Source organism: Paenibacillus sp. FSL P2-0322 (assembly GCF_037975315.1).
In the GTDB taxonomy this organism is placed as follows: domain Bacteria; phylum Bacillota; class Bacilli; order Paenibacillales; family Paenibacillaceae; genus Paenibacillus; species Paenibacillus polymyxa_B.
Window position 1 is genome coordinate 1,877,812 of sequence record NZ_CP150243.1, and the last position, 16,313, is coordinate 1,894,124.

General features: G+C 47.7%; 15 protein-coding genes. 12 read left to right on the plus strand and 3 right to left on the minus strand.

The window, feature by feature from the left end; genetic code table 11:
* Positions 1 to 14: 14 nt before the first annotated feature.
* Together MKY24_RS08310 and MKY24_RS08315 are read left to right on the plus strand one after the other, a co-directional pair.
* The gene (locus tag MKY24_RS08310) at positions 15 to 299 is read left to right on the plus strand and encodes a hypothetical protein (RefSeq protein ID WP_023987903.1); all 285 of its coding nucleotides are present in this window, start codon (positions 15 to 17) and stop codon (positions 297 to 299) included.
* 197 nt (positions 300 to 496) lie between these two features.
* Positions 497 to 1,831 carry a DRTGG domain-containing protein gene (locus tag MKY24_RS08315; RefSeq protein ID WP_013309580.1) on the plus strand — a complete coding sequence of 445 codons (1,335 nt, stop codon included), beginning with the start codon at positions 497 to 499 and terminating at the stop codon, positions 1,829 to 1,831.
* A 44-nt stretch (positions 1,832 to 1,875) separates the two neighbouring features.
* Here MKY24_RS08315 and MKY24_RS08320 read toward each other — a convergent pair whose 3' ends face one another.
* Positions 1,876 to 2,373, minus strand: a complete 498-nt coding sequence (locus tag MKY24_RS08320; protein ID WP_023987904.1) for a hypothetical protein — start codon at positions 2,371 to 2,373, stop codon at positions 1,876 to 1,878.
* A 12-nt stretch (positions 2,374 to 2,385) separates the two neighbouring features.
* The gene (locus MKY24_RS08325; protein ID WP_013309582.1) at positions 2,386 to 2,715 is read right to left on the minus strand and encodes a YtrH family sporulation protein; all 330 of its coding nucleotides are present in this window, start codon (positions 2,713 to 2,715) and stop codon (positions 2,386 to 2,388) included.
* Positions 2,716 to 2,853: 138 nt separating this feature from the next.
* Here MKY24_RS08325 and MKY24_RS08330 point away from each other — a divergent pair, with 138 nt between their 5' ends.
* From MKY24_RS08330 to pyk, 6 genes are all read left to right on the plus strand, one after another.
* The gene (locus MKY24_RS08330) at positions 2,854 to 6,531 is read left to right on the plus strand and encodes a DNA polymerase III subunit alpha (protein WP_279831383.1); all 3,678 of its coding nucleotides are present in this window, start codon (positions 2,854 to 2,856) and stop codon (positions 6,529 to 6,531) included.
* A 167-nt stretch (positions 6,532 to 6,698) separates the two neighbouring features.
* Positions 6,699 to 7,196, plus strand: a complete 498-nt coding sequence (locus MKY24_RS08335; protein ID WP_023987905.1) for a phosphatidylglycerophosphatase A — start codon at positions 6,699 to 6,701, stop codon at positions 7,194 to 7,196.
* A 153-nt stretch (positions 7,197 to 7,349) separates the two neighbouring features.
* Positions 7,350 to 7,538 carry a hypothetical protein gene (locus MKY24_RS08340; RefSeq protein WP_013309585.1) on the plus strand — a complete coding sequence of 63 codons (189 nt, stop codon included), beginning with the start codon at positions 7,350 to 7,352 and terminating at the stop codon, positions 7,536 to 7,538.
* A 180-nt stretch (positions 7,539 to 7,718) separates the two neighbouring features.
* Complete coding sequence (accD, locus tag MKY24_RS08345; RefSeq protein WP_013309586.1) at positions 7,719 to 8,612, plus strand: acetyl-CoA carboxylase, carboxyltransferase subunit beta; 894 nt, start codon at positions 7,719 to 7,721, stop codon at positions 8,610 to 8,612.
* Positions 8,613 to 9,596 (plus strand): acetyl-CoA carboxylase carboxyltransferase subunit alpha, encoded by a 984-nt coding sequence (locus MKY24_RS08350; RefSeq protein ID WP_023987906.1) that lies wholly within the window; start codon positions 8,613 to 8,615, stop codon positions 9,594 to 9,596.
* Between the two features lie 125 nt (positions 9,597 to 9,721).
* Entirely contained in the window at positions 9,722 to 11,152 is a 1,431-nt protein-coding gene (gene pyk / locus MKY24_RS08355) for a pyruvate kinase (RefSeq protein ID WP_023987907.1), read from the plus strand.
* Positions 11,153 to 11,250: 98 nt separating this feature from the next.
* On the opposite strand, the gene MKY24_RS08360 is transcribed toward pyk, so the two are convergent.
* Positions 11,251 to 12,147, minus strand: coding sequence for a LysR family transcriptional regulator (locus MKY24_RS08360; RefSeq protein ID WP_160789319.1), 897 nt, complete (start codon positions 12,145 to 12,147; stop codon positions 11,251 to 11,253).
* A gap of 207 nt (positions 12,148 to 12,354) precedes the next feature.
* Here MKY24_RS08360 and MKY24_RS08365 point away from each other — a divergent pair, with 207 nt between their 5' ends.
* The 4 genes from MKY24_RS08365 (at position 12,355) to pstB (ending at position 16,073) form a co-directional block, all read left to right on the plus strand.
* Entirely contained in the window at positions 12,355 to 13,278 is a 924-nt protein-coding gene (locus tag MKY24_RS08365) for a phosphate ABC transporter substrate-binding protein PstS family protein (protein ID WP_025722004.1), read from the plus strand.
* A gap of 106 nt (positions 13,279 to 13,384) precedes the next feature.
* Positions 13,385 to 14,317, plus strand: coding sequence for a phosphate ABC transporter permease subunit PstC (gene pstC, locus MKY24_RS08370; protein ID WP_013370343.1), 933 nt, complete (start codon positions 13,385 to 13,387; stop codon positions 14,315 to 14,317).
* Positions 14,317 to 15,213, plus strand: a complete 897-nt coding sequence (pstA, locus tag MKY24_RS08375; RefSeq protein WP_023987910.1) for a phosphate ABC transporter permease PstA — start codon at positions 14,317 to 14,319, stop codon at positions 15,211 to 15,213. Before pstC ends, pstA begins: the two co-directional genes overlap by 1 nt.
* Positions 15,214 to 15,230: 17 nt before the next feature.
* Positions 15,231 to 16,073, plus strand: coding sequence for a phosphate ABC transporter ATP-binding protein PstB (gene pstB, locus MKY24_RS08380; protein WP_023987911.1), 843 nt, complete (start codon positions 15,231 to 15,233; stop codon positions 16,071 to 16,073).
* The last annotated feature ends 240 nt before the right edge of the window (positions 16,074 to 16,313 follow it).

Sequence of the window (16,313 nt, forward strand, 5' to 3'; positions counted from 1 at the left end):
AGGAAGGGATACGATTGGGTTCTTTTAAAAAATGGAAACACGGTTCGTACACACTGATTGCGCTGGCTATGGTCTTGGTTGCGTTACCACGCATCTCGCTTGCAGGCGGTTTGAACTGGGTCAACGGCTTTGGGATAGTATGGGTACTTTTTGCGCTGCTAGTCATCGGGGCGAACATGCATTTTTTGCTGGGTGTGGATGAGGAAAAGCGCAAAACGCTGGAGCGTGTGCGGCGGGCCAAAATGCAGCAGTGGCAGATGAAATGGGATAAAAAAGCTGACAAAGGTAGCATGCAGTGAGTTTTTTTTAGCTTGTCCTGGGATTGCCCCCAGATACAAATCAATCATAGTAAGAAGCGGTCCTTGTAATAGAGGGGATCGCTTTTTTGCTATTTCCGAAGCAGAAAACTCAAAATGAACAAAGGTCTAAAATAAAGGTATTTTGTGCTATAATAGATACAGAATGATACAGATTGAACGTTGGGGGTGTAACAGAGTTGGACGGGCTAGATGAAACAGTTACGAAGCATGAGCAGCTATTGCGACATATCGAGCAGTTGAAAATAGGCTCCAAAATTTCTGTGCGCAGGTTGGCTAAAGAAATGAGCGTCAGCGAAGGAACGGCCTATCGGGCCGTGAAGGAAGCCGAGAACCTGGGAATTGTCATTACCAAGGAACGGATCGGAACAGTACGAGTAGAGAAGCGTCCGCGCGGCTTGTCCGAGCAGCTGACCTTTGCAGATGTCGTGAATATTGTAGAGGGACATGTGCTGGGCGGAAGTGAGGGGCTGGAGAAGCCCTTGCACAAGTATGTTATTGGGGCGATGCGCGAGGAAGCTATGGCCCGTTATATTGACGCTGGCAGTTTGCTGATCGTTGGTAACCGTGAGGATGCGCATTCACTTGCATTGGAGCAGGGGGCAGGTGTGCTGATTACAGGGGGATTCGGTACGAGCCGAGAGGTTAAGCAGCTCGCAGACAAGATCAGTCTGCCGATTATTTCCTCACGCCATGATACTTTTACAGTGGCATCTATGATTAATAGAGCCATATTTGACCGCTTGATCAAAAAGAAAATTATGCTGATTGAAGACATTGCGGCAGGCAAACCGAAAACGTTGACCTTGAAAATCAACAGCACGCTTACCGAGTTTGAAGAACTTTCGGTGACGACTGGACATCATCATTTTGCAATAGTGGATGAATGGAATCGTTTAATTGGTATCGTCAGCCGCAAAGATGTGGAGGGGCTTCAACCTGAGCATACGATGGATAAATGTCTGATCCGCAATCCGATAACGGTCACTTACCAGACCTCGCTGGCTTCAGCCGCGCAAATGATGGCGTGGGAAGGTGTGGATTACTTGCCGGTCGTGGACCGCAACCGCAAGCTGCTCGGGTCCGTTACACGGCGTGAGGTGCTGGAGGCGCTGCGTAACGCCCAAAAGCAGCCACAACTTGGCGAGACGTTCGACCAGTTGATCTGGAACGGGTTTGCTGAAGAGCGTAATGAGGATGGATCGTTATTTTTCCGCGGTTTTATCATTCCGCAAATGGCGACCAATTTAGGTACGATCTCGGAAGGCGTACTGGTCAACGTGATGACACAAGCGGGCTACCGGGCAGCTAGAGACATGACCGGCAAGGATTATGTGCTGGACAATTTAACGACTTATTTTATTAGACCCGTACAGATAGAGGATGCTGTCGTTCTTCGTCCGTTGTTGCTTGAGATGAGTCGCCGTACCTGCAAGCTAGAAATTGCAATTTCACGGGAAAATCATTTGGTATGCAAAGCAGTGATGACGCTTCAATCCATTGAACATGGTTAGTCTACCAATGGATTGGAACAAGGTGTGAAGGCGAATAGATCGACTTAGTGGCTTTCAGGCAATCTTTCTTTTGCTTCCAGCCAAATTTGCAGCACACCTTCCATTACAAGCATCGTTTTGACCTGGATCGTATACTCCTTGTCACGAACGGTGTATTTTTTTTGGTGCAGCAACATACGTACCAGCTTGCTGTCAGAGTCAATCTCAAACATATCTCTGCCACGCAGCACCTCCAGATCACGACTGACACGGCGCAGAAGTTCCTTTAGGTTAATAGAATCAATTTTTTCGGCCGAAGCTTCCTCCGGAATCAGCTTGATCTCTTTGACAACGGTTTGGCGCTTGCTGTATTTGCGCAATGTTTTGTTGTCCTCCTCGGCTTGCTGGAGCTGGAATTGAAGATCCTGGTTGTTCGTCCATAGCTGATTGAAGCTGGCATGCCAGATGGCATTGTAGATCATTCCTCCCGTAATCATACCGAGTACAAAGACGGAGGATAATTGCATAAAAGGGCGCAGGCGCTCAAAAGGGGGGACTCTCATAGTCGTTTCACCTCACGGCCGTCCGTTGCCGCATACCCACTTGACCAGCTCTGCACCCATATGAGCGCCTAAAAAGGCGAAAATCAAATACAATATCTGCTTAATGGCAGGTGACAAATTACCATCTAACATATTGCTTTCAATAACCCGGATCGGGTCCATCGTCCCCCCCACAGCGGCGGCAAGCGCCCATATTTTAATTCTTCCAGCAACCTCCAGCATGGTCTGGGTAGGCGGCTGAAGCGATACCACAGCTCCCATTCCGCCGAGCATGGCTCCCCCGAGCACGATGCCGAAGGCAATGAAGAAGTCGAGAATCGCTTTGGATATAAAAGTGCTCATGCTCTTTTCCTCCTTAGGTATACGAATCAGGACGGCGCTTGTCCGCCGAGGTCTGTACTTTTTATTCTATGGGCGCTACTAACGCGGATATGATAAAATAGTTTGAAGAAAATCAAGCGGTGAAAGGAAGAGAAGCGCATGAGTTCATTTGTGCATTTGCATGTTCATAGCGAGTACAGCCTGCTGGACGGCGCGGCTCGTACCGCGGAGTTGGTCAAACAGGCATCAGCTTACGGAATGAAGGCGCTGGCCCTTACAGATCACGGGGTCATGTACGGTGCCATTCCTTTTTATAGAGCGTGTGTAGAGAACGGCATTAAGCCGATTATCGGGTGTGAGGCCTATATGACGGCAGGATCGCGCAAGGAGCGTGGCAGCCGGAAGGATCAGCCCATATATCATTTAATTTTGCTCGCCAAAAATAAAACAGGCTATCAAAATCTGATGAAGCTGTGCTCCATCGGCCATTTGGAGGGCTTTCACTACAAGCCGCGCATCGACATGGAGGCTTTGGCTGCCCATCATGAAGGCATCATATGCCTGAGCGCTTGTTTGGGCGGTGAAGTGCCGCAGCATTTACTGCATGGTCGGGAAGCTGAAGCACGACGAGCAGCGGAGCGATATCGTAACATTTTTGGCGATGATTTTTATCTGGAACTCCAGGATCATGGTCTATCGGAGCAAAAACGCGTAAATCCTCTCTTGATCGCACTGGCGAAGGAACTGGATATTCCACTGGTGGCGACGAATGACGTGCATTACTTGACTGAGCCAGATGCAGACGTGCAGGACGTTCTGATCTGTATCGGGACAGGGAAGACAGTTGACGATGAGGAGCGCTTGCGTATACCAACACGTCAGTTGTATCTGAAAAGTCAGGAGGATATGGCTCGTTTATTCCCGCATGTGGCAGAAGCCATCGCCAACACGGTGCGTATTGCTGAAAAATGCGAACTGGAGCTGGAATTCGGTCAATCCATTTTGCCTGAATATCGTCCGCTGCCGGAAGGAATGACCTCTTCTTCCTATTTACGCAATTTGTGCGTGCAAGGGCTGGAGCATCGCTATGGAAGCGATCCCGGATGGGAGCAGCCGGAAGAACGGGAAAGGCTGAACCAACGGCTAAACTATGAGTTAAATACCATTGACAGTATGGGTTTCAGCGATTATTTCCTGATTGTATGGGATTTTATTGCCTTCGCTCATAAGCATAAGATAGCAACGGGACCGGGGCGTGGTTCCTCAGCAGGCAGTTTGGTTGCCTATGTGCTTAACATCACGAATGTCGATCCGATGAAATACAACCTGCTCTTTGAACGGTTTCTGAATCCCGAACGAATTAGTATGCCGGATATAGATATTGATTTTAGTGATGAACGGCGTGACGAGGTTATCGACTATGTAGTACAAAAGTACGGAAATGAGCATGTAGCGCAAATTATTACCTTTGGAACGCTGGCGGCAAGAGCCGCTGTCCGTGACGTCGGTCGTGTATTGAACGTGCCATATGGCGAGGTGGACAAGGCAGCCAAGCTGATTCCGGCGCAGCTAGGCATTAATATCCGTCATGCGTTGGAAATTACCCCGGAGCTGAAAACGCTATATGAAACGAAGCCCAAGACACGTGAACTGCTGGATATGGCGATCAAGGTTGAAGGAATGCCTCGTCATGCTTCGACACATGCAGCAGGTGTTGTCATTTCGCGGACTCCATTGACCGATGCGGTTCCGCTTCAAGAGGGGAGTGAAGGGGTACCTTTGACGCAGTACTCGATGGAAAATCTAGAGCGCATTGGTTTGCTTAAAATGGATTTCCTTGGGCTGCGTACACTCTCCATTATTGAACGGTGCATACACTGGATTGCGGAAGACCATGGAGAAACGCCTGATTTTAGCCGTATTCCCGATAATGATCCACATACCTATGACTTGCTGGGCAAAGGAGATACAGGAGGCGTATTCCAGCTGGAGTCGGCCGGTGTACGCCGGGTACTCAAGGATTTGAAGCCGAGTGTATTCGAGGATATCATTTCTGTCCTGGCTTTGTATCGTCCGGGCCCGATGGGCTTTATTCCTAACTTTATACAGGCCAAGCATGGTCAGATTGAGATTTCTTATCCGCATCCTGACCTGGAACCGATCTTAAAGGACACGTACGGTATTATTGTGTATCAGGAGCAAATCATGCAGATTGCTTCACGCATGGCGGGTTTTTCCCTGGGAGAAGCCGATCTGTTGCGCCGAGCTGTGTCCAAGAAAAAGCGCGAAGTGCTGGATCTGGAGCGCGGGCATTTTGTCGAAGGCAGTATCAAGCAGGGATATACGGAGGAGGAGGCCGGAAGGGTTTACGATATGATTGTCCGTTTTGCTGACTACGGCTTCCCGCGTGCCCATGCAGCTGCTTATGGTGTGCTAGCATTTCAGACGGCTTATTTAAAGGCCCATTATCCGGTACAATTTATGGCTTCAATGCTGACAGCGGTGATGGGAAGTCATCGAAAAGTGGCTGAATATGTTGTCGAATGCCGTCGTATGGATATCGCAGTGTTGCCACCTGATGTGAATGAGAGCGGGGTGCTGTTTACTCCGTTACAGCAGGGAGGCATCCGCTTCGGCTTGGCTGCGATTAAAAATGTCGGCACACAGGCGATGGAGAGCATTCTCGCTGTTCGCAAGGAACGGCCTTTCGACAGCCTGCTCGATTTTTGTCGACGTGTCGATTTGCGGGTATGTAATAAGAGAGTAATTGAATCGCTTATTCAGGCAGGGGCCTTTGATTCGTTGACGGGTCATCGGGCACAGTTGCTTGCCATGCTGGATGAAACGGTGGATGCAGCCGTCAAATGGCGCAAGGAACGGGATGACTTGCAAATTGATATGTTTGGTTTTGTGGAAATGCCCAATTGGGATATCGAATATCCCAATGTACCCCAATTTAGTGCCAGCCAGCAATTAGAGCTGGAACGTGAACTGCTGGGACTGTATTTATCGGGGCATCCGTTGGATGATTTTGAGTCGCTGTTAGAAAGCAGCGAGGCGGATCGTTTGATGGAGCTGGGCGATGTCCCCGATGAAACGGTTGTTGTGACTGCAGGCATGGTAGTGTCACTCAAAACGATTACGACCAAGCAGGGTAAGGCTATGGCCTTTATTGAGCTGGAGGATCAGATTGAGCGCTGTGAGGTTGTGCTGTTTCCTGAGGTATGGAAGCGAAGCCAGCAGTGGATTGAAAAGGGAGCTTTGCTTACGCTTCGAGCCAAGATGCAGCAGCAGGACGAGCACTTCAAGCTCCTTGCGGATGAGACCGCCCCGCTGGCGGAAGACTCGCTGGCACGGCTCCTCCAGCGCCGACGTGCCAGTACGCGCTCGTCCGCCACAGCTGGAGCATCCGTACCAGCTGCTGGCCCTGCTGCTGGCGTCGCGGGTGGGAGAGCGTCGCGTATGTCGTCTCCGCCTTCGACAGCCACTGCATCTGCTTCGCCTCAACCGAAGGCGGCCCGTCCTGTGACGGCTACTTCACCGCGCGGAGCCGAAGCGGCTCGCGGTGAGCAGGTGCCGGGCCCGCGCAGCGTGGAGTCGACCACTCGTCAGCGGGTGTTTGTCAAAATCACCCGCCAGGCCGAGGAGGACGCCAGCTTGCTGGTCAGTCTCAAGGCACTGCTACAGGAGCATCCCGGTGCTATGCCTACCGTGCTTTTTTATGAGAGCAACCAGCGTCTGCTTGCGTTGAGCGATGCTTACAACATTAAGCCTTCTCCTCAGCTTTTTGATCAAATGGAGTCGATGTTGGGTGAAGGCACGGTGAAAGTCAAATGATAGGCACACAGCAAAGCGCCCTTATTGTAACGGTTTAATGAACATTTTCCTTCCCTCCAGCATACACTTGGAAAACTGGCGGAACAGGAGATTCAACACGTACCCTGCACCATAAGGTCCCGTACGGTGAAAGAATAGAACTGCACGGTGAAAGCGGGAGGGAAATTATGTCCTATGAATATGCAGAAACTTTGTTAAATCGCAGAGGCATTCGGATCGAGTCCATTGCGGACATTGTTTTTCAGCTTCAGCTAAAATATTATCCTCATTTGACGATGGAAGAATGTATAGACAGTGTCAAAGCGGTTTTGCAAAAGCGCGAGGTTCAATATACGTTGCTCACAGGTATTGCGCTTGATGAACTGGCCGAAAAAAAACTTCTCCCCCAGCCATTGCAAGCCATTATGGAGGCTGACGAACCGCTGTACGGAGTGGACGAGACACTGGCTCTTGGAATTACGAGTGTGTACGGTATGATCGGCTTAACCAGTTTTGGTTATCTGGATAAGGAAAAGACGGGGATTATTGAACAGCTGAACCAAAAAGGCAGTGGTATTCATGTGTTTTTAGACGATCTTGTCGCCGGACTGGCTGCCGCTGCTTCTTCGCGCATTGCACATCGGAGCCTCCATGCTAAGCATTATCCTGCATCATTGGATGCTTAATTGACCTGTGTGGACAGAGTTGATGATTTTCTAGGCCCTCCGACGGAACTTGAATGATCAGGAGGGCTTTTGTTGCGGGAAAAAAGTAAGGTATGTTATCATGAGTCTATTATATGGGCTCAAAACTTGAGGCTTAGGGGGTAGAAACAAGGCATGTGGACGGTGATTTATATTGCACCGACGGCCAGACTGGCTGACATGATTAAGCTCAAACTGTCTGAAGAAGGTTTTATGGTGCAGGCCCGGGCCATCAGCGCATCCAAGCAACAGTTTGAGATACTTGTGCCTTCGGGTGAAGTCGAAGAAATACAGGAAGTGCTTAATTCGATTTTGCGCCCTTGAGTCCGGAACGGCGGAAGTGATACAGCAGCATGAGTGGAACAAAGGATGCACGATCGGCGGTAATGTTTTAGTAACAGGCGTTGACGTGTGTATGAACATAATGCTTAGAGGTGCCGCATAGACGGCAGAGGACCTTGTATCGGTTACGGCTGACAAATAAACGGCTGGAGAGGTGTAGTTGTGTTTAAAGATTTATTCCAAAAGAAGCGTAAATACGCGACCATCCCTTCGGAACGGGCGCTGAGCGGCGATCAAGCGGACATGCCGGATCGTCCCAAACGGGAAATTCCCGAAGGTCTTATGACCAAATGTGGCAAGTGCGGAAGTATTCAATACAGCAAAGAACTAGAGAAAAATTTGAAAGTGTGTCCGGTGTGCGGATACCATATGCGTTTGAATGCAATGGATCGCATTCGCATGGTGCTCGACGAAGACACATTTACGGAATATGATGCAGATATGATTTCGGTTGACCCGCTGGACTTTCCGGGATATGCGAGCAAGCTGGAGCAACAGACCCTGAAATCTGGCTTGCGAGAGGCTGTCGTTACAGGCGACGGCCTTATTTATGGACATCCTGTTGTCGTTGCTGTGATGAGCTTTGACTTTTTTACCGGCAGTATGGGTTCGGTCGTAGGAGAGAAAATTACCCGCGCCATTGAGCAAGCAATAGACAAGCGTCTGCCGCTAATTATTTTCTCAACTTCTGGCGGGGCACGTATGCAGGAAAGTATTTTAAGCTTGATGCAGATGGCCAAAACAAGTGCTGCTCTTGCTCGTCTGGATGAGCAGGGCTTGCTCTATATTTCTGTTATCACCGACCCGACTACAGGCGGAGTATCCGCCAGCTTTGCTACGCTTGGAGATATTAATATTGCGGAGCCAGGAGCTGTATTCGGCTTTGCAGGGCGTATTGTAATTGAACAGACAATCAGACAGAAGTTGCCGGATGATTTTCAAACATCCGAATTTAATTTGCAGCACGGACAATTGGATATGGTTGTACACCGCAAGGAACTGCGTGATACCCTCGGGCAACTGCTTGATCTGCACAGTGTGAAAGGGGTGGAATAGATGGCTGGTGAATTGCCTTATGAAAAGCCCCTGGTCGAGATGCGACAGAAGATCGAAGAACTCAAGCAATTCGGACAGGATAAGCAAATTGATTTTACAGATGAAATCAACCGTCTCGAGGACCGTTATCTCGAGATGGAAGAAGAAATATATTCGAACATTACAGCACCACAAAAAATGCATTTGGCCCGTCATCATCAAAGACCAACGTCTCTTGATCTGATTGAGCAGGTGTTTACGGACTTTATTGAATTACACGGCGACCGCTTGTTTGGAGACGATCTGGCGGTTGTGGGCGGAATTGCCAAGCTAAATGGTATTCCGGTGACCGTCATTGGTCAACAGCGTGGTAAGGATACGAAAGATAACATTGCACGTTTCTTTGGTAGTGCTCATCCGGAAGGATTTCGTAAAGGCTTGCGTCTGATGCAGCAGGCTGATAAATTCAAACGCCCAATTATTACATTCATTGATACGAAGGGCGCTTATCCGGGTAATACAGCAGAGGAGAGAGGTCAATCGGAAGCGATTGCCCGCAACTTGCGGGAGATGGCAAAGCTTTCGGTGCCTGTTATTTGTGTGGTCATCGGCGAGGGTGGAAGCGGCGGTGCGCTTGCGTTTGCAGTCGGTAACCGTGTGCTGATGCTGGAACATGCCATTTATTCGGCCATTTCTCCAAACGGTGCTGCCTCGATTCTATGGAAAGATGCTTCCAAGGCCGATCAGGCAGCTGAAGCCATGAAGATTACGGCTAATGACCTCCTGCGCATGGAAATTATCGAGGATATTGTGCCGGAGCCGAAAGGAGGCGCGCATCGTAACTATGAAGTGACCGCTGCCGCAATCAAGGAGCTATTGGAACGTCATTTGGCAGACCTTACGAATATGAGCTGCGATGAATTGAGGGAAGATCGGTATCAAAAATTCCGAAAAATAGGTCAATACACCTTCTTGAAGTCTTCGGAATCTGAGCCTATGTTGTAATACGCTGTAAACGGGTAACAATAAATATGACGAACTTCCTATACAAATAGGAAAAAGTGTAGTAGATTTAATTGTTGGAAAAAGATATAAAGAGTAGCACCTTTGAAAACGGAGGAAAAACCCAAATGCGCAAAACTAAGATTGTATGTACCATCGGTCCTTCCAGTGAGTCATTGGAAAATGTGAAGAAACTGATTTTGGCTGGTATGAACGTAGCCCGCCTGAATTTCTCTCACGGTGATTTCGAGGAGCATGGCAACCGGATTAAAAACATCCGTCAAGCTTGTAAGGAGCTTAACAAGAACGTTGCTATTTTGCTCGATACGAAGGGGCCGGAAATCCGGACAGGAAAGCTCGAAGTTGAACCTATTGAGCTTGTTCAGGACGAGTTCATTACGCTGACAACGGAAGAAATTCTCGGTACGCAAGATCGTATTTCTATTACGTACAAAGATCTTCCCTCGGACGTGGAGCCCGGCTCCACCATTCTGATCGACGATGGTCTGATCGGACTCACCGTTATTGAAGTATCAGGCACTGAAATCAAATGCCGCATTGTTAATGGCGGAACGATCAAGAGCAAGAAGGGCGTTAACGTTCCAGGCGTCGCTATTTCTTTGCCTGGTATTACGGAAAAAGATGCTAATGATATCATTTTCGGTATTGAGCAGGACATTGATTTCATCGCGGCTTCTTTTGTTCGTAAAGCAAGTGATGTGCTGGAAATCCGCGAATTGCTGGCGAAACACAACGCAAGTCATATTCAAATCATCTCCAAAATAGAAAATCAGCAAGGTGTTGACAACCTGGATGAAATTTTGGAAGCTTCGGATGGCCTGATGGTTGCTCGTGGTGACCTCGGTGTGGAAATTCCTGCTGAAGAAGTGCCTCTGGCGCAAAAATTGATGATTAACAAATGTAATGTAGCTGGCAAGCCTGTTATTACGGCAACACAAATGCTGGATTCCATGCAACGTAACCCGCGTCCGACTCGTGCGGAAGCAAGTGACGTGGCGAATGCTATTTTTGACGGAACAGACGCAATTATGCTGTCCGGCGAAACAGCTGCGGGTAAATATCCGGTAGAATCCGTATTGACGATGTCACGTATTGCAGAAAAAGCTGAGTCTTCTCTGAACTACCGTGATTTGTTCAAAAAACAAAGAACGGCTCAAGAAATTAGTATTACAGAAGCAATCAGTCAATCTGTTTCTATTTCTGCACTTGACCTGCATGCCAAAGCGATCCTGACGTCCACACAAAGCGGAACAACGGCGCGTATGATTTCTAAATACCGTCCTGAAGCTCCGATTGTTGCTGTTACAACACAGGAAAGAACAGTTCGCCGTTTGGCTCTGATCTGGGGCGTACATGCAGTACAAGGCAGACCAGTCGTTGACACAACAGATAGTCTGTTTGACAATGCGCTGGAAGGCGGTCGCAAATCTGGCCTCGTTAAAGAGGGCGATTTGGTTGTGATTACTGCGGGCGTACCTCTTGGTGATTCCGGTTCTACGAACCTGATCAAAATTAGCTGCGTTCCAGCACAAGCGTAATTAAAGTCTCGAAATAATACCGAGGCTGTATGTATTCGTTACAACAAGCAAAAGAGCATTCAAGTCAATAAGACTTGGATGCTCTTTTTTTATGCTCTCTAGCTTTTCATTTCCAGTCCTTCTCGTCGTATGAAATCAAGGAATGCCTGTTGCGTCAAGTTCATGTGTGTATCTTGTTGGTACACGATGTTTATTTGATAATGACTCCTTTTGTTATCAGCCTCGGGATAAGGAAGCCATTCCACCGAGGGAACAGCATTTTCATTATTATCGACTCCACTTGCAGGAAAGAAGGCAAGCGCTTCTCCGCCGCTTACGACTTGCTTTACCGCTTCCCAAGAGTTGATTTCCAGATGAGGCTTAACTAGCGAGGAATACTGATCTACAACTGATGAACCGCTATATTTTACCCATGTGTGCTTGTCCAGCATATCGGGTCCATCGAACTCCTCTGATATGGATGCAGGTGCAAGTGCAGATGCAGAACGGATAACTCCTACTTGATCTGAAGCCACTGGCTCTGCCACCGTATACTCTGAAAGAGAATCTCTATCGTCGAGAAAAGCAAAATCAATTTCTCCCTGTTTCAGTAGCTGCTTAATGGCATCCGGGGATTGAATCTCCAACTGAATACGACAATCTGGATATCGTTGAGCAAACTTAGCCATCAAAGTGGGGAGGAGATACGTACCTGATATCGACTCTGCACTCAGATGTAATTGACCCTGTGACTCTTCTGTCAGTTCATCTACAGCTTGTCTAGCTTCTTGCTCCAGAGAGATGATCTGTTTTGCGTAAGGTAATAATTTTTTTCCAGCTTCCGTTAGCATAATCCTGCCTTGTTGAAGAGAGAATAGGGAAACACCCATTTCCTTTTCCAAGCTTTTCATATGAAAGCTGACGGTAGGTTGTTTGACTTGCAAAGCTTCGGCCACATCCGTTGCCTTATGGAATTTGTCGATCAGCATCAAGATACGCAATTTTAGAATATTCATGGAATCCAGCAGCTCTCCTTATATGTCGTTCATATGTGAATTTCAAACTATAGATTAATTATATACCGAAAAATAATTTATCTATCAATATTTTATATTTGTTTTACAAAACCACGTCGTTCGTCTAACATTCCAGGCCTACAATGTAAAAGTGTTGATGGTCATAAATAAAAAACCGTCACTTAACTAAGGGGAGGACAATAAAAAATGTTGAAAAAATGGCCGTTCATTCTGATGACTCTCACCATGGTATTTGCACTTGCAGCTTGCGGATCAGGTAACAATGCTGCACCACAAGGAGAAGCTGCTACAGGAACAGACAATAAAGCAGCTGCTGAACTGACAGGAAATATTCTGGCTGTTGGCTCCACTGCACTTCAACCATTGGTAGAGCAAGCGGGACAAAAATTTATGGCTGTCGATAAATATAAAGGCATTGCAGTTCAAGTACAGGGCGGCGGTAGCGGTACTGGCTTGACTCAAGTTTCCGGCGGACAAGCGGACATCGGTAACTCCGACGTGTTTGCAAAAGAAAAACTGGAGAGCGGCGCAGATGAACTGGTCGATCACCAAGTAGCTGTTGTAGCCATGTCAGCGGTAGCGAATCCTAAAGTAGGCGTTACAGACCTGAAAAAAGATCAATTGGTACAAATCTTTACAGGTAAAATCACGAACTGGAAAGAAGTTGGCGGTGCAGATCAAAAAATCGTTATCGTAAACCGTCCAAGCAGCTCCGGTACTCGTGCAACATTTGAAAAATACGCATTGGGACAAAAAACGGAAGATCTGCCGGGCTCCATTCAAGAAGATTCCTCCGGTACTGTGAAAAAACTGATTGCTGAAACACCGGGTGCGATTGGTTATCTGGCTCTGTCCTACATCGACAACACAGTAACTACTTTGAAATATGATGGCGTTGAAGCTAACGTTGAAAATGTAGAACAAGGTAAATATCCAGTATGGGCTTACGAGCATATGTACACTAAAGGTGAGCCAAAAGAGCATGTAAAAGCATTCCTTGACTACATTCTGTCAGATGAAATCCAAAAAACGGATGTCGTAGACTTGGGATACATTCCAGTAGCAGGTATGCAAGTGAAACGTGATGCTGACGGTAATATCACGAAATAAGGAGAGTCACACCTCCTGTTCGATGAACGCAGCTAACGCGAGTATATTCACGAAGAAGAGGCGGACTAGCGTCCTGCCTCTATTCTTCGGTTAAAGGAGTTACAGTATGGAACCAATTGAAGGGAAGGCATACATGGAACAGAATAAACGATCCCGAGTTATGAAAGAAAGACATTACTGGGAAGAATGGACCGGCCGCATATATACGTCGGTTTGTGTCGTTTTTTTAGTTGCAGTCATTGTCTCCATCGTATATTTTGTTGCCTCCAAAGGTGTAGCTACATTTGCGGTGAATGGAGTCAGTCTGCGAGAGTTTTTCTTTGGAACCAAATGGAGCCCGGATGGCGAGCCTAAGTCCTTCGGAGCGCTTCCGTTTATTACGGGTTCTTTTGCAGTAACCATACTGGCGGCTTTAATTGCCAGTCCGCTCAGCTTATGTGCGGCTTTATTTATGACGGAAATCGTGCCGAAATCGGGTAAACGTATCCTTCAACCCGCGATTGAATTATTATCTGGTATTCCGTCGGTTGTATATGGCTTTGTCGGCTTGACCGTCATCGTCCCGCTGCTGCGGAACGTGTTTGGAGGACAAGGCATTGGCATTCTGGCAGGCTGCCTAGTGTTGTCAGTCATGATTTTGCCGACGATTACGAGTATTATGGCGGATGCATTGTCTTCCTTACCGGGGGGGCTGCGTGAATCCTCTTATGCTTTGGGTGCTACCCGCTGGCAGACAATTGCCCGTGTTATTATTCCGACGCTGCTGCCTGCTCTTTTAACAGGAATTATTCTCGGTATGGCTCGTGCCTTCGGAGAAGCGTTGGCTGTACAGATGGTAATCGGGAATGCTCCGCACATACCGCATTCCTTGCTGGAATCCGCTTCGACCTTGACCAGCGTCATTACACTTAGCATGGGGAATACAGCGATGGGCTCCGTTCATAACAATGCTCTCTGGAGCATGGCGCTTGTTCTTCTGCTCATGACATTCATTTTCGTGCTGCTGGTAAGGCTGCTTGAAAGGAGAAACCGGGTTTGATGAAAGCTAAAACGACCGACAAGATCGCTACATTTGTAATCTGTTTCTTCGCCTTGTTCATTGTTGCACTTTTGGTGGGATTACTGGGCTTCATTTTGGCCCGCGGAGTCAGTCATATTTCTTTTGACTTTTTAACCAGTGCTCCCCAAACATTACGTGCAGGCGGTGGCATTGGCCCACAACTATTTAATTCCGTATTTTTGTTAATCTTAACTTTGATTATCACCATTCCGATTGGCTGGGGCGCAGGTATTTACATGGCGCAATATGCAAAGCCGGGGAAAATTACGGACTTTATACGACTTGTCGTCGAAGTATTGTCCTCCTTCCCGTCTATCGTCATCGGATTGTTTGGACTACTACTTATCGTAAATACGTTTGATTTTGGCTTTTCCCTCTTATCAGGAGCCTTGGCTTTGGCCGTATTCAACCTGCCGCTGATGGTTCGCACAACTGAGCAGGCTTTCCGAGCTGTGCCGAAGGAGCAAAAGGAAGCTGGACTCGCGCTTGGATTATCCAAGTGGAAAATCATCACCTCCATTTTGTTGCCAGCTGCGCTGCCAAGCTTGATTACGGGTACGATTTTGGCCGCAGGCCGTATTTTCGGGGAAGCCGCCGCACTGCTGTTTACAGCAGGGATGAGTACGCCGCCGCTTGATTTTACCGATTGGAATCCATTGCATGCCAGATCGCCTATTAACCCGATGCGACCTGCTGAAACATTGGCTGTTCATATTTGGAAGGTCAACAGTGAGGGGATTGCTCCTGACTCCAAAGATATTGCTGCAGGCGCTTCTGCCGTACTGGTGCTGCTTGTGCTTGCATTCAACTTGAGTGCAAGATGGTTCGGAAGAGTTGTATACCGCCGTCTGACAGCTGCCAAACGTATGGATTAGAAAGGGGATGGAGAACAATGGAACATGTGATTACGCGAACGGCAAAAACCGCCGCACCAGCAACATCCGTTCAGTCTACGCGTTCGGAACAGCTTGCGGGGCAACCGCCGCATCCGTTCAGTACTGAGGATTTGAGTATTTATTATGGCAGCTTTGAGGCTGTGAAAAAAGTGAATCTGGCCTTTCCCGAGCAGACTGTGACTGCCCTGATCGGGCCTTCCGGCTGCGGTAAATCGACCTTTTTGCGCTCCCTTAATCGAATGAATGATGAGATTGCATCTTCCTCTACAACAGGTCACATCTGGATGGATGGACAGGATTTGACAGCACCGGAAACGGACGTGATCAAGCTGCGTCAGCAAATTGGCATGGTGTGGCAGCGTCCCAACCCTTTTTACAAATCTATTTACAATAATATCGCCTTCGGTCCCAAATACCGTGGGGTGCGTAAGAAGAAACAGCTTGATGAAATCGTCGAAAGTAGCCTGCGTAAAGCAGCATTATGGGATGAGGTCAAGGATCGCCTTCATGACTCCGCTCTGGCGCTGTCTGGCGGGCAACAGCAGCGGCTTTGCATTGCACGTGCACTATCCGTTCAACCGAAAATTCTATTGCTTGACGAGCCAGCCTCCGCGCTGGACCCTGTGTCTACAGGCAAGGTAGAAGAGCTCATTACCGAATTAAAAAAAGAACTGCGCATCGTTATTGTGACGCACAATATGCAGCAGGCTGCACGAATTTCCGATTATACTGCTTATTTTTATATCGGAAGTCTGGTTGAACATGGGAAAACGAACGATATTTTCACGAATCCTGAAAATGAGCTGACTCAGGAGTACATCATGGGTCGATTTGGTTAAGCGATGTTGCTCATCGACCTACTATATATTAGCTGCACGTAAAATCCTCTTACTAATCCAGCATTAGTAAGAGGATTTTTATTGTTTTCAACGTTTTGTAACTTTTTTAATCTATTAGTAAATTAAAATATATTGATCGTTTGGATATATTTTCATATAATACAACTAACTATTTATCATGCATAAATAGTGGTTCAGTTCCCTTCGCTATCAAAAAGAATCTTCAGCAAGAATATATAG